The sequence below is a fragment of the Shewanella scandinavica genome, from assembly GCF_031932065.1.
In the GTDB taxonomy this organism is placed as follows: Bacteria; Pseudomonadota; Gammaproteobacteria; order Enterobacterales; family Shewanellaceae; genus Shewanella; species Shewanella baltica.
This window is the reverse complement of the sequence record NZ_JAUOES010000019.1, coordinates 63150-85407: the sequence shown is the minus strand read 5'-3', so window position 1 is coordinate 85407 and position 22258 is coordinate 63150. Positions and strand designations below refer to the sequence as shown.

At 46.4% G+C, this 22258-nt stretch carries 16 protein-coding genes and 5 tRNA genes; 16 read left to right on the top strand and 5 right to left on the bottom strand.

All coding sequences use genetic code 11. The annotated features are described in order from the left end of the window. Positions 1-40 precede the first annotated feature (40 nt). From Q4Q50_RS16030 to Q4Q50_RS15995, 8 genes are all read left to right on the top strand, one after another. Positions 41-131, top strand: a tRNA-Ser gene (locus Q4Q50_RS16030). 387 nt (positions 132-518) lie between these two features. Continuing rightward, positions 519-1163 carry a UvrY/SirA/GacA family response regulator transcription factor gene (gene uvrY, locus Q4Q50_RS16025; protein ID WP_006082070.1) on the top strand — a complete coding sequence of 215 codons (645 nt, stop codon included), beginning with the start codon at positions 519-521 and terminating at the stop codon, positions 1161-1163. A gap of 103 nt (positions 1164-1266) precedes the next feature. Continuing rightward, positions 1267-3096: an excinuclease ABC subunit UvrC gene (gene uvrC, locus Q4Q50_RS16020; protein ID WP_311900182.1), complete on the top strand. Its 1830-nt coding sequence runs from the start codon at positions 1267-1269 to the stop codon at positions 3094-3096. A 47-nt stretch (positions 3097-3143) separates the two neighbouring features. Further along, on the top strand, positions 3144-3692 hold the full coding sequence (pgsA, locus tag Q4Q50_RS16015) for a CDP-diacylglycerol--glycerol-3-phosphate 3-phosphatidyltransferase (RefSeq protein ID WP_006082068.1): 549 nt from the start codon (positions 3144-3146) through the stop codon (positions 3690-3692). A 220-nt stretch (positions 3693-3912) separates the two neighbouring features. Continuing rightward, positions 3913-3988 (top strand) — tRNA-Gly (locus Q4Q50_RS16010). A 44-nt stretch (positions 3989-4032) separates the two neighbouring features. Next, positions 4033-4106: transfer RNA gene (locus tag Q4Q50_RS16005), tRNA-Cys, on the top strand. 49 nt (positions 4107-4155) lie between these two features. Beyond that, a tRNA-Leu gene (locus Q4Q50_RS16000) sits at positions 4156-4242 on the top strand. Between the two features lie 140 nt (positions 4243-4382). After that, a tRNA-Leu gene (locus Q4Q50_RS15995) sits at positions 4383-4469 on the top strand. A gap of 894 nt (positions 4470-5363) precedes the next feature. Here Q4Q50_RS15995 and Q4Q50_RS15990 read toward each other — a convergent pair. Together Q4Q50_RS15990 and pepE are read right to left on the bottom strand one after the other, a co-directional pair. Next, complete coding sequence (locus Q4Q50_RS15990; protein WP_232790820.1) at positions 5364-6947, bottom strand: glucan biosynthesis protein G; 1584 nt, start codon at positions 6945-6947, stop codon at positions 5364-5366. A 425-nt stretch (positions 6948-7372) separates the two neighbouring features. Continuing rightward, complete coding sequence (gene pepE, locus Q4Q50_RS15985; protein ID WP_106650804.1) at positions 7373-8092, bottom strand: dipeptidase PepE; 720 nt, start codon at positions 8090-8092, stop codon at positions 7373-7375. 286 nt (positions 8093-8378) lie between these two features. Here pepE and htpX point away from each other — a divergent pair, with 286 nt between their 5' ends. Next, entirely contained in the window at positions 8379-9242 is an 864-nt protein-coding gene (htpX, locus tag Q4Q50_RS15980) for a protease HtpX (protein WP_006082065.1), read from the top strand. Between the two features lie 94 nt (positions 9243-9336). On the opposite strand, the gene Q4Q50_RS15975 is transcribed toward htpX, so the two are convergent. Next, positions 9337-10272: a LysR family transcriptional regulator ArgP gene (locus tag Q4Q50_RS15975; protein ID WP_311900180.1), complete on the bottom strand. Its 936-nt coding sequence runs from the start codon at positions 10270-10272 to the stop codon at positions 9337-9339. Positions 10273-10397: 125 nt separating this feature from the next. Between Q4Q50_RS15975 and Q4Q50_RS15970 the strand changes: the two genes are divergently transcribed. After that, positions 10398-11015, top strand: a complete 618-nt coding sequence (locus tag Q4Q50_RS15970) for a LysE/ArgO family amino acid transporter (protein ID WP_311900179.1) — start codon at positions 10398-10400, stop codon at positions 11013-11015. A gap of 244 nt (positions 11016-11259) precedes the next feature. Here Q4Q50_RS15970 and bcp read toward each other — a convergent pair whose 3' ends face one another. Together bcp and Q4Q50_RS15960 are read right to left on the bottom strand one after the other, a co-directional pair. Further along, on the bottom strand, positions 11260-11727 hold the full coding sequence (bcp, locus tag Q4Q50_RS15965; RefSeq protein ID WP_311900178.1) for a thioredoxin-dependent thiol peroxidase: 468 nt from the start codon (positions 11725-11727) through the stop codon (positions 11260-11262). A gap of 3 nt (positions 11728-11730) precedes the next feature. Next, positions 11731-12282, bottom strand: a complete 552-nt coding sequence (locus Q4Q50_RS15960; RefSeq protein ID WP_006082061.1) for a glycine cleavage system transcriptional repressor — start codon at positions 12280-12282, stop codon at positions 11731-11733. A 172-nt stretch (positions 12283-12454) separates the two neighbouring features. Here Q4Q50_RS15960 and dapA point away from each other — a divergent pair, with 172 nt between their 5' ends. From dapA to Q4Q50_RS15930, 6 genes are all read left to right on the top strand, one after another. Then, positions 12455-13339, top strand: a complete 885-nt coding sequence (gene dapA / locus Q4Q50_RS15955; protein WP_006082060.1) for a 4-hydroxy-tetrahydrodipicolinate synthase — start codon at positions 12455-12457, stop codon at positions 13337-13339. 3 nt (positions 13340-13342) lie between these two features. Further along, positions 13343-14440 (top strand): NlpB/DapX family lipoprotein, encoded by a 1098-nt coding sequence (gene bamC / locus Q4Q50_RS15950; RefSeq protein ID WP_311900177.1) that lies wholly within the window; start codon positions 13343-13345, stop codon positions 14438-14440. A gap of 363 nt (positions 14441-14803) precedes the next feature. After that, a complete protein-coding gene (locus Q4Q50_RS15945; protein ID WP_259510572.1) occupies positions 14804-15886 on the top strand; it encodes an efflux RND transporter periplasmic adaptor subunit in 1083 nt (360 codons plus the stop codon). Further along, on the top strand, positions 15883-18978 hold the full coding sequence (locus Q4Q50_RS15940; RefSeq protein ID WP_311900176.1) for an efflux RND transporter permease subunit: 3096 nt from the start codon (positions 15883-15885) through the stop codon (positions 18976-18978). The genes Q4Q50_RS15945 and Q4Q50_RS15940 overlap by 4 nt, the downstream gene beginning before the upstream one ends. Positions 18979-19159: 181 nt before the next feature. Then, complete coding sequence (gene htpG / locus Q4Q50_RS15935; protein WP_311900175.1) at positions 19160-21073, top strand: molecular chaperone HtpG; 1914 nt, start codon at positions 19160-19162, stop codon at positions 21071-21073. 298 nt (positions 21074-21371) lie between these two features. Further along, positions 21372-22235, top strand: a complete 864-nt coding sequence (locus Q4Q50_RS15930) for a co-chaperone YbbN (protein ID WP_311900174.1) — start codon at positions 21372-21374, stop codon at positions 22233-22235. Positions 22236-22258 lie beyond the last annotated feature (23 nt).

Sequence of the window (22258 nt, the reverse complement as noted above, 5' to 3'; positions counted from 1 at the left end):
TTTACAGTGGCAGTAGAGATCGCTATTATCTCGCTCGTTCGGAGGGGTGGCAGAGTGGTTTAATGCACCGGTCTTGAAAACCGGCGTGGGTTTATAGCTCACCCAGGGTTCAAATCCCTGCTCCTCCGCCATATTTAGTCAAAATGCCGCTAAGCAATTAGCGGCATTTTGCATTCATATCGTTTGAACCCTTGGGTTCCTGATTTGAAGCGCAGCTCCTACGCTATATTCACGAAACAGGCCATCAGTAATGATGGCCTTTTTGTTTGCGCTGTACTACCGATCCAACAAGCATTTAGGCTGATAGCGCTTTGTGTATTGCTTCGTTTTTAAACGCTTTTTATTGGTATGGTATTCTGGAATCCTTTCTTTAAATATCATCTAGTTAACAATGTTGAATTTATGCTTTGCGAAATGGGGTTGTTGGGCTAAATTAGCCTTATGAACTCGTTATCCGTTTGCTGTGTTGCTTTATTTAACGCACGGAACGAGCTGAAAATAGTAAAAGGTGGATAAAGTTGATTTCGATATATTTGGTTGACGATCATGAGCTTGTGAGAACTGGGATCCGCCGTATCTTAGAAGATGAACGTGGGATCAAAGTGGTGGGCGAAGCCCCTGATGGGGAGACTGCGGTGCAGTGGGCTCGCCAAAATGAAGCCGATGTGATCTTAATGGACATGAATATGCCAGGAATGGGCGGACTGGAAGCCACTCGAAAAATTCTACGTTATCAGCCCCATGCTAAAATAATTGTGTTGACTGTGCACACGGAAGATCCGTTTCCAAGTAAAGTTATGCAGGCTGGCGCTTCGGGTTATTTGACTAAAGGGGCTACGCCACCGGAAGTACTGCAAGCGATACGTCAGGTCTCTCGTGGCCAACGTTATTTATCCCCTGAAATTGCCCAACAGATGGCGCTGAGCCAGTTTAATCCCGCCGATGAAAACCCGTTTAAGTCTTTGTCTGAACGTGAGTTACAAATCATGTTGATGATCACCAACGGCGAGAAGGTAAACGATATTTCTGAGCAGCTGAACTTAAGCCCTAAAACCGTTAACAGTTACCGCTATCGTTTATTTGCCAAACTGGGGATCAGTGGTGATGTTGAGCTAACGCGGTTAGCTATTCGCTATAAGATGCTAGATGCTGGCCATTTTTAATGGAAAATGAATTGTGTTGGTCGATGACTTGAGTCGAGTAAGCGCGTAGGTTAAATACTGCTATGTTGTCTGTGTTAAGTCTGCAAAATCGTGGGTGTAAATGATGTCGAATGAATTTAACGCCCAAAGTTTTTTGCGTACAGTTTCGACCTCCGCTGGGGTTTATCGCATGTATGACGTCAAGAATGACGTCATTTATGTGGGTAAAGCCAAAGATCTCAAAAAACGGCTCAGCTCGTATTTTCGTAAAAATCTAGGCAATGTTAAGACCCAAGCCTTAGTCTCGCATATACACCATATTGATGTGACGCTGACCCATAGCGAAACCGATGCGCTATTGCTTGAAAATGATTACATCAAGCAATACATGCCCAAATACAATGTGTTATTGCGTGATGACAAATCTTATCCTTACATACTGTTAAGCCAGCACGAACACCCAAGGCTTGCTTATCATCGTGGTCCGCAGCGGGAAAAAGGCCACTATTTTGGCCCTTATCCTAATGGCGGCGCGGTACGTGAAAGTCTGCATTTAATGCAGAAGCTGTTTCCAATTCGTCAATGTGACGACCTTTACTACAAGTCTCGCTCACGCCCCTGTTTGCAATATCAGCTTTCCCGTTGTAGCGCACCCTGCGTGGGAAAAGTCAGCAATGCTGATTATGATGAGCAAGTAAAACTCGCCAGCCTGTTTTTAAAGGGCAAAGATCAGCAAGTGATCAGCGCCTTAGTTAACAAAATGGAGCTTGCGGCCGAGCAACAAGCTTATGAGCAAGCTGCACGATTTCGCGATCAGATCATGGCGTTGCGTAAAGTCGCCGAACAACAGGAAGTATCGAATAATAAAGGCGATATGGATGTCATCGGTGTGCATTATTCGTCGGGCATCGCCTGTTTCCATTTGCTGTTTATCCGCGAGGGTAAAATCTTTGGTAGTCGCAGCTATTATCCTTCCGTGCCCGCCCAAACCGATATGGACGAAGTGCTGCGCTCTTTCATCCTGCAGTTTTATTTAAATGCGGATATTCAACGCACCATCCCAAAGGAAGTGGTGATTAGCCACAACTTTGAAGAATTACATGAACTCGAAGCGGCAATTTCAGAGGCGTTAGATAAAAAGTTTTCGATTAAGACCAATGTACGCGCCGACAGGGCAAGCTTCTTACGGTTAGCCGTGACCAATGCGACCAATGCCGTGGTTACGCGCTTGTCCCATAAAAATACGGTCGAGCAGCGTTTTGTATTACTCGAAGAAATCCTTGAATTGAGTACGCCTATTCAACGGATGGAATGTTTTGATATCAGTCATACCATGGGGGAGAGCACAGTTGCCTCCTGTGTGGTATTCAATCGGGAAGGGCCGCATAAAGGTGAATATCGTCGCTATAATATCGAGGGAATTACACCGGGCGATGATTACGCGGCAATGAAGCAAGCGGTGAGTCGACGCTTCGATAAGATTGAGGCGGGCGGTAAAATCCCTGACATTCTGTTTATCGATGGTGGACTCGGGCAGCTGCGTATCGCCCAGAAGATAGTGGATGAAAAGTTTGTCCATTTAGATAAAGCACCGCAGCTCATTGGGGTGGCGAAAGGCGAGGGCCGTAAACCTGGGCTCGAAACCTTGATCTTAGGTGATACCGAAACCAGCTTTTCCCTCGAAGGTGATTCGCCTGCGTTGCACCTTATTCAACATATTCGCGATGAGTCCCATCGATTCGCGATAACAGGCCATCGTAATCGTCGCCAGAAAACCCGCAATACTTCCACATTGGAATCTATTCCAGGAATTGGCCCTAAACGCCGTAAAGCTTTGTTACAGCATTTAGGTGGGTTGCAAGAAGTGAAAGGGGCAAGTGTGGCGGAATTAGTGAAAGTACCAGGGATCAGCATAGAAATGGCACAAACCATTCATGATGCATTGCGAGGGTGATAAAATTAAGGCAAGATTGGCGCTGCTTTTGACTAACTGGTTTGATCATGCCGTTTAACTTACCTATAGCATTAACTCTTTTCAGGCTTTTTTTACTGCCCATCTTTGTGGTGCTGTTTTATTTACCCTACGACTGGACCCCTTTTGTTGCCGCCTTTACCTTTTGGCTCGCGGCGTTAACGGATGCATTAGATGGTTATGCTGCCCGTAAATTGAAGCAATTAACCCGTTTTGGTGCTTTCCTCGATCCAGTCGCTGACAAGTTGATGGTGATCACAGCCTTAGTGCTGTTAGTCGATCAATACGCCAATATCTGGTTGACTATGCCTGCACTATTTATGATTGGCCGCGAGATTGTCATTTCAGCGTTGAGAGAATGGATGGCTGAAATAGGTAAACGTGGCACTGTCGCCGTGTCTTGGATTGGTAAATATAAAACTGCCGCGCAAATGGTGGCAATTATTGGCCTTATTTGGCAATACAATCCTTTAATGACCAATGCCGCTTTTGTGCTGCTATATATCGCCGCAGTATTAACGTTTTGGTCAATGATGAGTTACATTTTAGCCGCTTGGAAAGATCTGACTGCTGAATAGTGCAATAAAAAATCAAAGAGATTATTTAGTGTGCAAGCAGTAAGTTATCGATAAAACAGCGGTTGACACTGGGTAGTAAATCGGTAGAATGCCACCCCGTAGACAAGAGACGATGTGAAAACAAAATCTTAACGCTACTGAATATTGAAATGTGATATTCGCTCTGTTGCTAAGGTGAAATACGATACCTTGTTGATTTGAGTCAATAGCAAAACACAATGCGACATTAGCTCAGTTGGTAGAGCGATACCTTGCCAAGGTATAGGTCATCGGTTCGAACCCGATATGTCGCTCCAATATTCTTGAAGTCTAATTTTGGTTAATCAGAGTTAGCAACTATGGCGCGATGGCAGAATGGCTATGCTGCGGATTGCAAATCCGTCGATCTCGGTTCGACTCCGGGTCGCGCCTCCATAGATTAATGTATTAATGACACGATTCCCGTTGTTAATATTCAGAGTTTGCCCGAGTGGTGGAATCGGTAGACACAAGGGATTTAAAATCCCTCGCTGGTAACAGCGTGCCAGTTCAAGTCTGGCCTCGGGTACCATTATTTTTGATGATAATGGTAAAAATAAAGTCCTAAGCATTAATAGGAGTTTATTAAAGATTTAGTTGTTGTATTAAGTGTTAGCTATATAGCGTTAATAATATTTTTGACATGATTCCCGTCATTAATATTCAGAGTTTGCCCGAGTGGTGGAATCGGTAGACACAAGGGATTTAAAATCCCTCGCTGGTAACAGCGTGCCAGTTCAAGTCTGGCCTCGGGTACCATTATTCTGTATGAATAGCATAAAGCCTCAACGAAAGTTGGGGCTTTTTTGCATCTGGATTTCCACATTTAGTCAGTGTTGTCCGCGAGAGATTTAAGGCCAAACTTGACTAACACGCTTGGCGTGCCGCTGCCGATAAAAGCTTAAGTCTGGCCTCGGGTACCATTATTCTGTTTGAATAGCATAAAGCCTCAACGAAAGTTGGGGCTTTTTTGCATCTGGATTTCCACATTCAGTCAGTATTGTCCGCGAGAGATTTAAGGCCAAACTTGACTGACACGCTTGGCGTGCCGCTGCCGATAAAAGCTTAAGTCTGGCCTCGGGTACCATTATTCTGTATGAATAGCATAAAGCCTCAACGAAAGTTGGGGCTTTATGCATCTGGATTTCCACATTTAGTCAGTATTGTCCGCGAGAGATTTAAGGCCAAACTTGACTAACACGCTTGGCGTGCCGCTTTCGATATAAGAAATAGTCATCAATGTGTTGGACTAATCTCGCTTGCCTTAGTTAGCAGGGCTTCTTGCTGCGGGCTAGTCATGGGACGGAGTGCTGAAAACCATTGCATCACGTAACGGCGGTGTGTTTGAAGTTGATAGCATCATTTTGAAGCAAGCCAGTAGCTATGTTGATTTAACTCTTCTTGTGCCGAGAACTCAGAGCAAAAGCCGTGATATTATTTCGGCGAAATAACAGGTCGTGAGTTTTTTGCTTTGGTTTAACTTATTTATGCTTAGATAAATCTAGGAATGAAAAACTTATCAATAAAATCTCTCGATAAACGCTAGGCATAAAAAAGCGCCAGTAAATACTGACGCTTTAATTAACTCTAGCTTTTTATTACGCAATAGGCTTAGTTGATGTTCGTTCGGCAATGGTTTTAATAAACAAAAACCTATTGCCAATCGTCGCTATTCCAGCGGTATAACCAAGTCGCTGCGAGGGGTTTATCGTCTTTCTTAAGCTGTAATCTCAGTTCCGCTACATTGGTGCTTTCTGGTTCGAAGCTGACAAATACCCGTGCGCCATTGATGTCAGGGTGAGCAACAATCCGAGTAGACAGGATTTTGCCTTTGCTGATGCTGGCATCGATACTAATTTTATCAATATCTTGTGGCTTGATATTGCTAAAGTCGACGAGTAACTCTTTACCCTTGCTGAGCACTTGTCCCTTCGAACTGCGGACCACCCGAGCCTTTGACGCGATTGAAGGGCTGTCGTTTGACGCTGTCATACGATAGGAATATTTATAGGGTTGATCTTTTTTCAGGCCGCCTTGCGGCTCCCAATAGGCAACTATGTTGTCGTTGGTTTCTGCACTCGATGGGATTTCAATCAACACCAGCTGACCCTTGCCCCAATCATTGAGTGGCTCAATCCACGCTGAAGGGCGAAGTTGGTAGTTTGCACTCAGATCTTGATAGTCTTCGAACTTACGGTGGCGCTGGATCAGACCAAAACCTTTAATATCTTCATCGGCAAAGGCGCTGACTTGCAGTTTGTTGGGATTATTTAAGGGGCGCCATAGACGCTCGCCATTACCGCGATCGATTTGCAAGCCGTCTGAGTTGTGTACTTCAGGGCGGTAATCGGGTTTATCTGAGTTATCTAATCCACCAAACAGGAACATAGAGGTCAGCGGCGCAAGGCCAACATGTTGAATATCTTTGCGTGGGAACAGGGTTACATCCACTTCGACACGTGATGGTGCGCCAGGGTAAATACCAAAACGATAGGCCCCCGTGACACTTTGGCTGTCTAGCAGGGCATGCACCACAATCGCCGTTTGGTATTTGGATGGTCGTTCAACCCAAAAGCGCTTAAACAATGGATATTCTTCGCCTTTAGGTTGGGCGACATCGATTGCTAAACCGCGATTAGATAAGCCATAGGTTTGGCCTTTAGACAGTACGCGAAAATAGCTCGCGCCTTGAAACATGATGAATTCATCTTTCATTTCATCGTCATTGATGGGGTAATGCAAACGCACGCCAGCATATTGACCTAATTGGGTGATGAGTTTTTCAATGGCGTCACTGGGCACATCGAACGAGGCCTCAGTGAGCTCTATCGGTATCGCTTTGCTGTTTTCGACCACGTCGATATCGACAAGGTTTTTATAGAGAAAACCCGGAGCAAAAAGCTGTACCGAAAATTTAGTGGGTGTACCGCCCCAAATCGCGGCATTTTCTTGATAATTGATTTTGCCATAGGTGGCAAAATCAAGATCGATCAGCTCTTTAGGCGCTTTCTTGGCTTCTTTAAATGGCTTTTGCGACAGTTGTTGCGCGAGTTCGACTACAGTATCGTGGGTAAAATTTTTAGATTTTTTTTCTGGGACAGACGCAGGTGCTGCGGTTGTCTGTGCGGCATTGACGTTATTGATGCCGACGACGTAGACGATGGCGGTCAAGATGAAAAAAGGTAGTTTTTTGAGTAATGCCGGATAACCGGTAGGGTAATTCATCATATGATTCATTCGCAAAATGGAAACTCCTTACTAAAATGACGCTGATCCATAGGCAGATATGCAATATGTTTCAGTCTAGCTAAAGATGTTTGAACTATTTAATCCCTAATTATTAATAATTTGTCTGCGACAAAGCCCGAAGTTGTTGGATTCGAATAGCTGTGGCGAGCAGTAATTTTACCTGCGAAGCTTGATATTTGTAACATAAATTATGACGGATGCTATTTAGCCGTTGTATGCCACATTACTCTGTTGATACCTCAATCAAATGAATGTGCCCTCTATTAAACTCTTGGTTGCTTAGTGAATTCAGTAATGAAGGTTAATTTAATAACAACCGATTTAGTTCAAACGATGACTTAAAGAAAACAATATTAGTGGTTGAGGCTCACATTATTTTGTGAGCCTCAAAAAAGTGACTCTGAACATGCCTTTCAGAGCGATGGCTTGAGTAAATTTGAGAGATCGCTGCCCACAGGGATAGGTATTTCTTGCTGTTCTCCGCAGAACAAATACGCAGGTTGGTTACCTAAGAGTGAGAGTTTGTCTCCCTGACGCCACAGGGCTGAGCCTTCGACTATGCCGACCACAGGGGTTAATGGGTCGACTTTTGTGAACTCTAATAACCGCTGGGCACGGGTTTCACCATTGTGGCCCGGTGCTTGGTAATTGGAATAATGCGGATTGAGCTGGAACGGTACTAAGTTTAATGCCTTGAACGATGGCGGCTCGATGATGGGCATATCGTTCGTGGTGCGAATGCTTAACCCTGATACGTTAGACCCCGCGCTCCAGCCGATATAAGGTTTACCTTGGGCGACTTGATCACCAATTAGCTTAACCAGATCATAACGATATAGTTGGTGCAATAAATGAAAAGTGTTGCCGCCACCGATTAAAATACCGTCGGCATCTTTAATCGCTTGTTGTGGATCGGGATGCTGGTGAATGCCACTGATATCGAGTTCAAGCTCACTTAACCCTGTCACTACAGACGCTAAATAAGTGTCATAACTCATGCTGACGCCAGCATAGGGGATAAAAATCCATTTCTGCGCCTTGGCGGTAAGCGGTTTAATAAAAGGGATCGCGTGGGCAAGGTAAGGTGTATCACCGACACGAGAGCTGCTCAGTAGTAGGGCATTGATTGTCATTTTATATCCTGAAATCTCGGAATGTGCTGGCATGTTAACAAAGATTAATCCCGATAAACATAGAGAAATAAAGCAGAATTGCGCTGTAGCACTGATAGCCGCTAGATTTAAGTTTCGATTAATATACTGTCCCTAGACTCTCGATCCATGAAAGACAGTGCCTATATACGAGAAAGATAACCTAATTTAAAAACTCTTTTCTTTTACCACTTGAATTTCGATGATTTGGACATATTATGTCTTTGAACAAAGTTAAATGGCACATTCTTGCCCTAAAGGAGCTGAAATGAAGCGTATATTTTTATTGATTGCGACTAATCTAGCTGTGTTGCTAGTAGCCTCAATTGTAATGTCTATTCTAGGCGTGAACACGTCTACTATGGGTGGACTGCTGGTGTTCGCTGCCATTTTTGGATTCGGTGGGGCCTTTATCAGCTTAGCCATTTCAAAATGGATGGCGAAAAAGACCATGGGTTGTGAAGTGATCACTACCCCACGTGACAGTACCGAACGTTGGTTAGTGGAGACGGTTGCCCGTCAAGCTAAGCAAGCGGGGATTAAAATGCCAGAAGTGGCGATTTATCAATCACCCGACATGAACGCGTTCGCTACAGGCCCAAGTAAAGACAATTCATTAGTGGCTGTGAGTACGGGTCTGTTATATGGCATGAGCCAAGATGAAATCGAAGGCGTATTGGCCCACGAAGTGAGCCACGTTGCCAACGGTGACATGGTGACATTGACACTGATCCAAGGTGTGGTGAACACCTTCGTGATCTTCGCGGCCCGTGTGGTTGCAGGCATTATCAACAACTTTGTGTCGAGCAATGATGAAGAAGGCGAAGGTTTAGGCATGTTTGCTTATATGGCCGTGGTTTTCGTGCTGGATATGCTATTCGGTATCTTGGCTTCAATCATCGTCGCTTACTTCTCACGTATTCGTGAGTACAAAGCAGATGAAGGCGCGGCCCGTTTAGCGGGTAAAGGCAAGATGATTGCTGCGCTTGAGCGTTTACGCCAAGGTCCAGAAAGCACGGCAATGCCTGCACAAATGTCTGCCTTTGGTATTAACGGCAAACGTTCAATGGCGGAAATGATGATGAGTCATCCTCCATTAGAAAAACGTATTGCAGCGTTAAGAGCAAGCTAATAAAGAGTGAGTTAGGTTTAAGTTTTAAGACTCACTTGAGATTAGATCTATGACTCTCAAAATCGGGCTCAAACTTTGGTTTGAGCCCGATTTTTTATGCCTGCAGTAAATTGTGTTGCGCGGTTGCTGCAAGGGCGCGATAGACCAGTGTCGTTTGCTTCGCCTTTATATTCCAATGCTGCCAAAAGAGTGGCACGCGCATGCGACGCTCTGGCGTGAGCTCAATCAGTATTCCTTGATCGATTAATGGCTTAGCTTGCAGATGACCGACGAGTCCATAACCTAAGCTTAAGTTAATCGCTTCTAAAAAACTTTCTGAAGAGGGGATAGTATGTTGCCACCATTGTCCTGGCGTCATATTGAAATATTGGGCGAGAAATTTCTCGTGCAGCTTATCTTTGGTGGAGAACACCACTGCTGGCGCCTTCGCTAACTGGGCTTGGCTAATGCCGTTAAACAGCTGAGTGTCGCTAAGTGACTGAGAGTCTCTCTGCTCACCAAAATAGCGCGCGGCAAATTCGGGCGTGGCGACACACAGGTATTCCATGGTGCCTAAAAACTCACTGCTGCAACCCGCCATCGGCACTTCGGTGGTGGTGACGCAGCCGACCGCTTCACCGTTTTTCAATAGATGATGGGTGTAAGACTCGTCATCGACAATCAATTCCAATAACCAAGCATGGCGACTGAACATGCCTGCCAGCGCGGGTAAAAACCACGTGGCTAAGCTATCGGCATTCACAGCAATACGCACTGTGGTCGGATGGTTGGGATCGTCGGCGTCCATCTCGGCTCTTAATTCACTCTCAAGTAATTGCACCTGCGAATAGTGGCGCAGTAGGCGTTTGCCTGTGGGTGTCGCGACCACAGGATTGGAGCGAATAAGTAATGACTGACCGACTTTTTCCTCCAGCTGCCGAATGCGTTGCGACACCGCCGACTGGGTGATGTGCAGCACTTTAGCGGCGCGGTCGAAACCGCCTTCCGAGACGACAACGGCGAGGGCTTTGAGATTAGCGTATTCCAGCATAGTCATCCTTAATCGATGTATGTTTGATGATTATTAATTTTACTTATGATACATAAAAAACATTAGTTATATTAATTTTGTTGTTTTGACTATGCTAGCGCCTTCTTCGAACATGAGAGGTGGTTATGCAAGCGGCATTTATACAAGGTATGGGAATTGGTGGCAGTTTGATTATTGCTGTAGGCGCGCAAAATGCCTTTGTGCTTAAGCAAGGTATCAAGCGCTCGTACCCGTTACCGATTGCCTTGCTCTGCTCTATCATTGATGCGCTGATGATCACTGCGGGTGTGGCGGGGCTAGGGCACATCATTGAATCTTTCCCGACCATTAAGCATGTGGCGAGTTTCGGTGGCGCCGCGTTTCTACTCTGGTATGGCGCGAATGCGCTCAAGGCATCGTTTGTGGCCAAGGGCATTGAGATGGAGCAGGCTGATAATGCCGATACCTTCAAAAAGGCCGTGTTGACCACGCTTGGGATCAGTCTGCTTAATCCGCATTTGTACCTCGACACTGTGGTACTACTCGGTAGTATTAGCACTCAATTTGATGATTTACATCGACCTTGGTTTGGCGCAGGCGCGGTGTTGGCATCGTTTATTTGGTTTTTTGGCTTAAGTTTTGGTGCGCGTTTGCTGGCGCCCATTTTTACTCGCCCAGCGGCATGGCGTTATCTTGACCGTTTTATTTGGTTAACTATGTGGAGTATTGCCGCCGCGATTATTTGGCCCTATGTGGCAGGATAAACCGACGTTGTGATGCCATAGAATGCGGGCTAGCTGAATGCTTTTGCGGTTTTTTTGCTCGGTTAGATCGTATCTTGTGATATGAAAGTGAAAATTTTTCATGAAAAAGGTCCTGATTTCAGAACCTTTTCGTTATCGATTGCCGATTATTTATTCAGTCTTTTGACATCAACCCACGACATTTACACTTTTGTGCCGATTAAATCAGCAGCTTGAAGCCTTGTATTCGTCGCCATATCTGTCATTAACCTGCGATTTGCGCGAGCACGACTTCATGGTGATCTTTGGTTTTAAACTTATCGAATACGTGGGCGATAGTGCCGTCGGTATTGATAAGGAAGCTTAATCTGTGGATGCCATCATAGGTTTTACCCATGAATTTTTTCTCACCCCAGACCCCAAAAGCATCGGCGACACTGTGGTCTTCATCGCTCAGTAAAGTGAAGTTGAGCGATTGTTTTTCAGCAAATTTGGCCAGCTTAGCCACAGGATCTGGGCTAATGCCAAATACCGTCACGTTATGGCTATCGAGCGCGGCTTTGCTGTCACGTAGACCGCAGGCTTGCACTGTGCAACCCGGGGTTGCTGCTTTAGGGTAAAAGTAAACTAAAACAGGACCTTGCTTGAGGCTATCCGCCAGTGAAACTGACGTGCCATGTTGATCCTGCAGGGTAAATTGAGGCGCTTTTGCCCCAGCCGTTAAGGTATTCATCTATTATCCTCTGTCCTCTAAAATGGCTGTGCCTTCCATACGACGAATAGTGCAATCTAAGGTCATATCTTGGGCGAGTTGATAGATACTCTGTTCGAGCTTTTCTAGTTCAACTTTTTCAGGAATATTAATGGTCAGCGACACGTTTTGCGTCTGCTCACTGTCAGGTAATTCTTCGGAGAAAGAGCGCACTGCAGCCAGATCTAATGACCTGTCGGCAAGGAACTGGGTAATGCGTTTTATCGTGCCGCGCTGGTCTTTACCTGTGAAGCGAACTTCAAGGCGAGAAAGGTAATTTTGTGGTGTGTGTTTAGAGGTACGTTTCATCACAGTCATCAGTTCTAACTCGACACAGAGACTGGGGAGCATGCTTTCAATTTTCGTTATTGATGCCCACGAGCCTGACAACATCATGATAAGGGTAAATTCGTTACCAAATAATGCCATACGGCTGTCGACGATATCGCAGTCACAGTCACTGGCAAGACGAGCTAGTTTACTTACGAGTCCAGGACGGTCGAGACCCATCGCTGTTACGACCAGGAAATTGGTCATGAATTTTCCTCACTTTTTCGATATCATAGAGCGAAAACTCAGGGTTGAAGCTGAGTTTTTGTGCGGGATGTAATGCTACCATAACTAATTCAATTTGAGAGCCCCGTTAATGCTTGTCATTAGTGGTTGGCATCAGTACCATAGCGAATCCTGAAATCTTGGGGAAAGTCAGATGATAAACGGAAGCATCGTAGCCTTAATCACGCCAATGAACAGTGATGGCTCAGTAGATTTTGCAAGTCTTGAAAGGTTAGTCGAATTCCATATTGACCAAGGCACAGATGCCATTGTGGCCGTTGGTACTACTGGCGAGTCAGCGACTCTGCCTATGTCTGAGCATGTAACGGTCGTTTCACAAACCGTTAAATTTGCTGCGGGCCGCGTTCCTGTCATTGGTGGCAATGGTGCCAATGCCACATCTGAAGCCGTTGAGCTCACCAAGTCATTATCTAAGGTGGGTGTTGCCGCTATGCTTGGCGTAACGCCATATTATAATAAGCCAACGCCTAAGGGATTGATTGCACATTATAAAGCAGTTGCTGCCAGCACAGATATTCCACAAATTCTTTATAATGTCCCTGGCCGTACTGCCGTTGATATGTTGCCAGAAACCGTTGCCGAGTTAGTCAGCGTTAGCAACATTATTGGCGTGAAAGAAGCGACCGGTGACTTATCCCGTGTAAAACGTCTGCGCGAACTGTGCGGCGACGATTTCCTTTTGTATAGCGGCGATGATGCCACTGCCAGAGAGTTCTTACTCTTAGGCGGCAATGGTGTAATTTCAGTGGCGAACAACATAGTGCCACAAGCCTTTAAAGCTATGTGTGATGCGGCGCTTGCCGGTAATGCTGAGCTTGCGCTGAGCATAGACACACCACTGCGCGGTTTATACAGCACACTCTTTTGTGAAGCCAATCCTATCCCTGTTAAATGGGCTGCCCATCGCATGGGTTTGATTGAATGTGGCCATATTCGTTTACCTTTGACTGAACTTTCTGAGCAATGTCATGGTCTGTTGATAGAAGCAATGACTCGTGCCCAGATAGAGGTTAAATAATTAATGTTAAAGAAAGTCACCCCACTGATCTTAGTTGCTGCGGTTGCAGCCTGTAGTTCGCCACTCGATCGCCGTCAAGCGAATGGTACTGAAGACTATGTTCAGGCTGAGCAAGCGCCTTTGCTTAAAATCCCTGCTGGATTAAAAACACCGCCCTACAATAAAGAATTCGATGTGCCAGCATTGGGCCCTAAAGCCAATGCTACTGTCTACGGTAAAAATTTGGATATCCGTCCGCCACTGCAAGTACTGCCTATGGCTGAAGGTACTCACGTGGAAGAGGGCAGCGACAACATTAAAATCGTGGTCGAATCTATCGACAATTCGGTGGACTTAAAACAAGAAATCTTTACTAACTTAGATGGTTTCTTGGCCCAAAAAGGTATCGCTGTTCGTAGCCGTGATTTTGATAAAGGCAACATAGAAACCGATTGGATCGAAAGTCGCGAAGTGATCGAATCAAACATGTGGGGTTCAGATAAAGTTTATCTGCTGCGCCAACGCTACCGTTTCGATGTGGAAACACGTCCACATGGCCGCACTGCCAATATCGTTATTCACTTAGTTGAACACGAAGAGTTTTACGACGATAAAGCACAAAACGTGTTATTAAGTGGCGAAGATAAACAAAGATACACGATTGATATGCTGAACAGTGCTATTGCGTACATCAGCGTTAAACGTGACCAAGCGATCCAAGCGAATCGTTTGAAGCAAACCTTAGGTATCAATGTTGATTTAGTCACGCCAGAAGAAGGCAAAGCCTACTGGTCAGCTAAAGCCCCGTATAAACAAGTATGGGATCGTCTGCGTATCGTGCTGCCAGAAATGGGCTTCGAAATTGCCGATATGGATAGCGCGAAAGGATTGTACTTTATCAAGTTTGACGATAACTCAGGTTTCTGGAGTTCATTGTGGGGCGAAGATAAGTTAGCGCTAAAAGAAGGCAGCTACCGTTTACTGCTTGAAGATGGCGATACGCCTGAAGAGACTAAGATCTTCCTCCGCGATGCTGAAGATCAGCCATTGAGCGATGAAGTCGTTACCAATGTGTATCAGTCACTGTCAAACCTGATGAAAGAAGAACGCAAACTGCGTTAATTTCAACGGTTGATAAGAGAAGGGCGAATTATCGCCCTTTTTTATTAGCTGCGATTTACGGATCGGGGGTTGATGATTATCTAAGCAAACGGTGTTTTAGGATTTAATTGTCTAGATATCAATATTTTTTGAATGGTTTTAGCAATAAGCTCCGCTGGATTTATCATTTTTAGAGATAATAACTAACAATCCTCGTTATCGTACTGCATTCTGGTAATTCTGCCATGTATATCGCCAAAGACACTTAATCACACATATTTTGCGCTATTGGCGTAATTTGTAAGAAAAAGTAAAACGTATTGATGCGATGATGTGAGTGAGTAAACTAGCCGTCATTAATGCGAGTCATCCCTTGGAAGCCCGATGAAAAAAATTATTCTAATAATCGCCCTATTGGCCGCGGCATGGTTTGGATATCAAGCCATGCAACCGCAAGAGATTGCCACTGCGCAAATGAAACTCATGCCTAACGTAGTGATCGCCACTGCTGCCATGGCACCTATTCGCGATGAAGTGGAAGCCATCGGCACCAATAAAGCCGCAGAATCTGTGACCATAACCCCTAAAGTTACCGACATGGTGATAGCACTTAAGTTTGATGATGGCGACATAGTCAAAAAGGGTGACTTGCTAGTCCAACTGCAAAATGCTGAGCAGATCGCTAAGGTTAAAGCCGCGCAAGTTAAAGTCAGTGATAATCAACGTGAATTCAACCGTATCAGTTCGTTAGTCACCAGCCGCACTGTGGCAGAGTTAGAACGCGACAGATTACAAACCCTTATCGATACCACCCGCGCAGAGCTTGAGCAGGCGCAAGCATCACTCAATGATCGCAGTATTCTGGCGCCTTTTAATGGCCGTTTAGGTTTACGCCAAATCAGTGTCGGCAGCCTAGTATCGCCCGGCACTGCGATCACTACCTTGGATGATATCTCTAAGATCAAACTCGACTTTTCAGTACCTGAGCGTTTTATTCAAGATTTAGCCCCGGGCAAGAAAGTCGAAGCTAAAGCCGTGGCCTTTCCTGATTTTACCTTCAAAGGCGTGGTGACCTCGATTGACAGCCGCGTAAACCCAACTACGCGCACTGTGATTGTCCGCGCCGAAATCCCCAATCCTGAGCTGCGTTTATTACCGGGCATGTTGATGAAGGTAAAACTCATCAAACGTAGCCGCGAAGCCTTGATGTTGCCGGAATCTGCCATTATCCCGATCCAAAACGACCACTATGTTTACAGTGTTAATGCCGACAATGTGATTGAGCGTAAACAAGTCACTATCGGGATTCGTACCCGTGGTTGGGTGGAAATTTTAGACGGTTTAGCTTTGGGCGAAAACGTGGTGATCCGTGGCTTATTGAAAGTCCACCCTGGCGATAAAGTGCAAACGGAGTTCGCGGAAAAGTTTAGTTATCTTGCTGATACGAGCGCGGAGCCAAGTGTATGATCCTCACTGATCTCTCGGTAAAACGTCCCGTATTTGCCTCAGTGATCAGCTTGCTGCTGGTCGCCTTCGGGCTTGTCTCTTTTGATAAGCTGCCCCTGCGTGAATACCCAAACATAGATCCTCCTGTGGTGTCTATCGACACTAACTACCGCGGCGCCAGTGCCGCCGTGGTAGAAAGCCGCATTACCCAATTGATTGAAGACAGGATCAGCGGTGTCGAAGGCATTCGGCACGTGAGTTCATCGAGCAGTGATGGCCGTTCATCCGTCACCTTAGAGTTTGATATTAGCCGTAATATTGAAGATGCGGCTAACGATGTACGCGACCGTATTTCTGGCTTACTCGACAATTTACCCGAGGAAGCCGATCCCCCAGAAGTGCAAAAAGCCAATGGCGGCGATGAAGTGATCATGTGGCTCAATTTGGTGTCGGATCAAATGACGACTCTCGAATTGACCGATTACACCAACCGTTATTTAGCCGACCGCTTTTCTGTGGTCGATGGCGTGGCGCGAATGCGTATTGGTGGCGGCAAGGTGTATGCGATGCGGATATGGCTCGACAGACAAGCCTTGGCATCGCGCAGTTTAACGGTTGCTGATGTAGAGGCTGCGCTTAGAGCCGAAAACGTCGAGTTACCCGCAGGTTCGATTGAATCTAAGGAGCGGCATTTTACGGTGAGGCTCGAGCGGGGTTATCGCACTGCAGAAGATTTCGCGAATTTAGTGATCACCCAAGGGGAAGACGGTTATTTAGTTAAACTGGGGGATGTCGCGCGGGTGGAAATCGGCTCTGAAGAAGAGCGGATTATGTTCCGTGGTAACAAAGAGGCGATGATAGGTTTAGGTGTGTCTAAGCAGTCAACCGCCAATACCTTGGAAGTGGCGCGCGCGGTGAATGCGCTGGTTGATAAAATTAACCCAACCTTGCCAGCGGGCATGTCCATTAAGCGCAGCTACGATAGTTCAGTGTTTATCGAAGCCTCGATTAAAGAAGTGTACCAAACCCTGTTCACTGCGATGATCTTAGTGATTATCGTAATTTATCTGTTCCTTGGCAGTGTGCGCGCCATGTTGATCCCCGCGATCACTGTGCCAGTGTCTTTGCTCGGCACCTTTATTGTGCTGTATGCGCTTGGCTATACCATTAACCTCTTGACCTTATTGGCGATGATCCTCGCTATCGGCATGGTGGTGGACGATGCTATTGTGATGCTGGAAAACATCCATAGACGTATCGAAGAAGGGGACTCACCGCTCAAAGCCGCTTTCCTCGGTGCGCGTGAAGTGGCCTTTGCGGTCATCGCCACCACCTTAGTCTTGGTCGCCGTGTTTATGCCTATCACTTTCCTAGAGGGCGACTTAGGTAAACTATTCAAAGAGTTTGCTGTGACCATGAGTGCGGCAGTGCTGTTCTCAAGCATAGTCGCACTAACGCTCACACCTATGATGTGTTCCAAGTTACTCAAGCCGAGCTCGCAGGATTCTTGGTTGGTGCGTAAGGTCGACGGCATCATGACCAAAGTGTCAAACCGTTATCAATTGTCGTTAAAATCCGCCATGGCCCACCCGTTATTGATGTCGATTTTGGTGTTGATAGCCTTGGGCTCAAGTGCCTATTTAGCTCAAAAAGTGCCGCAGGAATTTGCGCCGCAGGAAGACAGAGGTTCGTTATTCTTGATGGTTAACGGACCGCAAGGCGCGAGTTACGAATACATAGAATCCTACATGAATGAGGTGGAAAACCGCTTGATGCCGCTGGTTGACACGGGTGATATTAAGCGTCTGCTCATTCGTGCCCCACGTGGTTTTGGCCGCGCTGCGGATTTCTCTAATGGTATGGCCATCGTCGTGTTGGAAGATTGGGGCAAACGTCGCCCCGTTAAAGAAGTGATTGCAGACATTAACAAACGGCTTGCCGATCTTGCTGGGGTGCAAGCGTTTCCTGTAATGCGTCAAGCTTTTGGCCGTGGTGTGGGTAAACCCGTGCAGTTTGTGATTGGTGGACCTAGCTACGAAGAGCTTGCCCGCTGGCGCGATATCATGATGCAAAAGGCGGCACAGAATCCCAAATTATTAGGATTAGATCACGATTATAAAGAGACTAAGCCTCAACTTCGAGTCGTCATCGACAGAGACAGAGCCGCGAGCCTTGGAGTGTCGATTTTAAACATTGGCCGTACGTTGGAATCCATGCTGGGCTCACGCTTAGTGACGACGTTTATGCGTGACGGTGAAGAATACGATGTGATCGTTGAAGGCGAGCGCGATAATCAAAATACGGCGGCGGATCTGCAAAATATCTATGTTCGTTCCGAGCGCAGTCAGGAGCTTATTCCGCTGTCTAACTTAGTGACTGTGGAGGAGTTTGCCGACGCCAGTTCGCTTAACCGTTACAACCGCATGCGCGCTATCACCATAGAAGCCAGTTTAGAAGATGGTTATAGCCTAGGTGAAGCCCTTGATTATATGAATCAATTGGCGCGTGCTTATTTGCCAGCAGAGGCGGTAATTAGCTATAAGGGTCAATCCCTCGATTATCAAGAGTCGGGTAGCTCTATGTACTTCGTGTTCTTGCTCGCGCTGGGAATTGTATTCCTCGTGCTGGCGGCGCAGTTCGAGAGTTACATTCACCCTATGGTGATCATGCTGACTGTGCCGCTGGCGACCGTGGGCGCCTTAATTGGTTTGTGGCTCACGGGGCAGAGTCTTAATATTTACAGTCAGATAGGCATTATTATGCTGGTCGGGTTGGCGGCCAAAAACGGCATCTTGATTGTCGAGTTTGCGAACCAATTGCGGGATAAAGGCGTTGATTTTGATAAGGCGATTATCCAAGCCTCGGCGCAGCGTCTACGACCTATTCTGATGACTGGCATCACCACCGCCGCTGGCGCCGTACCTTTGGTCATGGCCGCAGGCGCGGGCGCTGAAACCCGTTTTGTGATTGGTGTGGTTGTGTTGTCGGGGATTTTACTGGCAACCCTATTCACTATCTTCGTGATCCCAGCCGCTTATGGACTCTTTGCCCGTAACAGTGGATCGCCCGAAGCCATAGCCCAACAGTTAGAAAAAGAACTAGCCCAAGACTAACGCCTACATCGGCTGATGTTCAAAGCACACATATAGGCGCTTGGTATTCATCAAGCGCCTTATTTTTCGCCATTCGAACCTCGTTTTAGCCCTTGCCCTTGAAAAGCAAATTTGGAGCCCCATTTAAGTAAACACTAAGCGTTACTTTTACCAAATTACGTAACAAATAAAGGAAAATTTCATGTCACAACAAGAAACTCATGGTTTTCAAACAGAAGTCAAACAGCTGTTGCATTTGATGATCCATTCTTTGTATTCCAACAAAGAAATTTTCTTGCGTGAACTGGTCTCCAACGCTGCGGATGCGGCGGACAAGCTGCGTTATCTGGCGTTGACCAATGACGCACTCTATGAAGGCGACGGTGAACTGCGAGTCCGTATTAGTGCCGATAAAGAAAAAGGCACTGTGACCATCGAAGACAACGGTGTGGGAATGACCCGCGACGGCGTGATTGAGCATTTAGGCACAATCGCAAAATCAGGCACCGCTGATTTCTTTAAGAATCTATCGGGCGAATCTTCAAAGGATTCACAGTTAATTGGCCAGTTCGGTGTCGGTTTCTATTCAGCCTTTATCGTGGCGAAGAAAGTCACGGTTCGCACTCGCGCTGCCGGTCATAAGGCCGATGAAGCCGTATTGTGGGAATCAGAAGGCGAGGGTAACTTCACCGTTGATACCATCACTAAGGCGAGCCGTGGTACTGAAATCACCCTGCATCTGCGTGATGAAGAAAAAGAATTTGCCGATGATTGGCGCCTGCGCTCGATCATCACTAAATACTCAGATCATATTTCTGTGCCGGTCGAAATGTGGCAAGAGGGTACGCCAGAAAGTGATGGTGCTGATGGCGAAAAAATTCCTGCGACCGAAGGTCAATGGAAAGTCATGAACAAAGCGACTGCTTTGTGGATGCGCAGCAAAGCTGACATCAGTGACGAAGAGTATCAAGAGTTTTACAAACACATTTCCCACGATTATACCGACGCACTACTGTGGAGTCATAATCGGGTAGAAGGTAAGCAAGAATACACTAACTTATTGTATATTCCTGCCAAAGCGCCTTGGGATATGTGGAACCGCGACCGTAAGCACGGCCTGAAACTGTTTGTGCAACGTGTGTTCATCATGGATGACGCTGAGCAATTTATGCCATCTTATCTGCGCTTCGTGCAGGGCTTAATTGACTCAAACGATTTGCCGCTGAACGTATCCCGCGAAATTCTGCAGGATAACCATGTGACCAAAGCGATGCGTACTGGTATCACCAAACGTGTGCTTGGCATGCTGGAAAAACTGGCGAAAGACGATGCGGAAAAATATCAACAGTTCTGGGCTGAATTTGGCCAAGTGTTGAAAGAAGGGCCTGCGGAAGATTTCGCCAACCGTGAACGTATCGCAGGCTTATTACGTTTTGCCTCGACCCATACGGGCAGTGCTGCGCCGACTGTATCACTCGATGACTACATCAGCCGCATGAAAGAAGGCCAAACTAAGATTTATTATATCGTTGCCGACAGCCATGAAGCCGCCGCTAACAGCCCACATTTAGAGTTGTTACGTAAGAAAGGCATTGAAGTCTTACTGATGTCAGAGCGTATCGACGAGTGGCTAATCAACCACTTAACTGAGTACAAAGAGAAACAACTGCACTCAGTGACCCGTGGTGATTTAGAACTTGGCGAGCTGGAAGATGCCTCTGAAAAAGAAGCGCAAGAAAAGCTTGAGCAAGAATCGGTAGCTTTAGTTGAGCGCATTAAAGCGGCATTAGGTTCAACCGTTGCGGATGTGAAAGTCACGTCACGCTTAACCGATACCCCAGCTTGTGTGGTTGCAGGTGAAGGTGAAATGTCGACTCAGATGATCAAGCTGATGCAAGCTGCCGGGCAACCAGTGCCAGAAGTGAAGCCGACATTTGAGATCAACCCCGCGCACCCATTAGTGTCGCGCTTAAATGATCTTCAAGATGAAGCCGTCTTCGCGGATTGGTCGAATCTGCTGCTGCAACAGGCGCAATTGTCTGAAAAAGGTAGCCTTGCGGATCCATCGGCCTTTATCAAGCTGATGAACCAAATGTTACTGGCTAACATGAAGTAAATGACTATCGGGGCCTTTTTTGAATGGCCCCGATATTGTTTCTAGTGCAGGAAGAGTAGTTTGAGCCTAGTGCACTCCACTTCCGTGTTGCATCAATTCAAAAGGTGGTCGTTCTGACATTGATACGCCTTGAATTGAAGCACCCTAGGCGCTCTGAAACTCGACTCTTCAGGTTGCTTGGGTATACAAGCTGTTAAGACAACGATTTTAAAATAGCGCGTTGAAGCTGAGTGCTAACACTCAGTTTTAAAAGCATAAGGCCTCCGATGTTTGAGGCCTTAAACGTTAAGGGAATACTATGGACAATATCCTCAGCCTGACTAAAGACAATATTCAGCAAGTCGTTGACGCCTCGATGCAGCAGATAGTGGTGTTAGCATTTTGGGCACAGCCGCAGGAACAAAGTGTGGCTATGCTACGCACCTTAGAGCACATTGCCGGGCAAAATGCGGGTCGATTCGTGCTCGCTACAGTCGACTGTGAAGCAGAGTTAGAAATCGCCAATTACTTTCGCATTCAAAGTCTGCCGACCACGTTAGTCTTGGATAAAGGTCAGCCTGTCGATGGTTTTGCGGGGGTGCAAGACGCGGCGCAAGTCACAGCTATGCTGGATAAACATTTGCCGCCTATGTGGCAGTTACAGTTAGCACAGGCCAAAGCATTACTCGCCCTTAGTCAAGTGAGCGCAGAGGATCTTGCCACTGCTGCCGTGTTGCTTAAAGACGCGCATGCAGGCTCAAATCAAGCGGGTGAGGTGAGTTTAGTGCTCGCCGATGTGTATCTGATGCAGGGCGAATTAGTGCTAGCGCAAGCCATGCTTGAGAAAGTCGGGCTTGCCGACCAAGACGGTTACTTCCAGAGTTTAAAAGCTAAGCTCGCACTTGCCCTAGATGCGGCGGATACCCCTGAAATTCGCGATTTACAGCAAAAGTTTGAGCAAAATCCAACAGATTTAGTGTTATTACTCGAACTGAGTAAGGCATTGCATGCCGCCCACCGCGATGATGAAGCATTAGATCTGTTATTCGGTGTGCTCAGTAAAGATTTAGGTGCTGAAAATGGCACAGTAAAACAAGTATTTATGGAAGTGTTAACGGCACTTGGCCAAGGTAATCCCATAGCCAATCAATACCGCCGTAAGCTCTATACCTTGCTCTATTAATGAAAAAAATCGCTTAGTAACCG

Excerpts from the sequence above, each read along its gene's own strand:
- uvrC (WP_311900182.1), top strand. The coding sequence starts at position 1,267 with ATGTCGAATGAATTTAACGCCCAAAGTTTTTTGCGTACAGTTTCGACC.
- pgsA (WP_006082068.1), top strand. The coding sequence starts at position 3,144 with ATGCCGTTTAACTTACCTATAGCATTAACTCTTTTCAGGCTTTTTTTA.
- Q4Q50_RS15990 (WP_232790820.1), bottom strand. The coding sequence starts at position 6,947 with ATGAATCATATGATGAATTACCCTACCGGTTATCCGGCATTACTCAAA.
- pepE (WP_106650804.1), bottom strand. The coding sequence starts at position 8,092 with ATGACAATCAATGCCCTACTACTGAGCAGCTCTCGTGTCGGTGATACA.
- htpX (WP_006082065.1), top strand. The coding sequence starts at position 8,379 with ATGAAGCGTATATTTTTATTGATTGCGACTAATCTAGCTGTGTTGCTA.
- Q4Q50_RS15975 (WP_311900180.1), bottom strand. The coding sequence starts at position 10,272 with ATGCTGGAATACGCTAATCTCAAAGCCCTCGCCGTTGTCGTCTCGGAA.
- Q4Q50_RS15970 (WP_311900179.1), top strand. The coding sequence starts at position 10,398 with ATGCAAGCGGCATTTATACAAGGTATGGGAATTGGTGGCAGTTTGATT.
- bcp (WP_311900178.1), bottom strand. The coding sequence starts at position 11,727 with ATGAATACCTTAACGGCTGGGGCAAAAGCGCCTCAATTTACCCTGCAG.
- Q4Q50_RS15960 (WP_006082061.1), bottom strand. The coding sequence starts at position 12,282 with ATGACCAATTTCCTGGTCGTAACAGCGATGGGTCTCGACCGTCCTGGA.
- dapA (WP_006082060.1), top strand. The coding sequence starts at position 12,455 with ATGATAAACGGAAGCATCGTAGCCTTAATCACGCCAATGAACAGTGAT.
- bamC (WP_311900177.1), top strand. The coding sequence starts at position 13,343 with ATGTTAAAGAAAGTCACCCCACTGATCTTAGTTGCTGCGGTTGCAGCC.
- Q4Q50_RS15945 (WP_259510572.1), top strand. The coding sequence starts at position 14,804 with ATGAAAAAAATTATTCTAATAATCGCCCTATTGGCCGCGGCATGGTTT.
- Q4Q50_RS15940 (WP_311900176.1), top strand. The coding sequence starts at position 15,883 with ATGATCCTCACTGATCTCTCGGTAAAACGTCCCGTATTTGCCTCAGTG.
- htpG (WP_311900175.1), top strand. The coding sequence starts at position 19,160 with ATGTCACAACAAGAAACTCATGGTTTTCAAACAGAAGTCAAACAGCTG.
- Q4Q50_RS15930 (WP_311900174.1), top strand. The coding sequence starts at position 21,372 with ATGGACAATATCCTCAGCCTGACTAAAGACAATATTCAGCAAGTCGTT.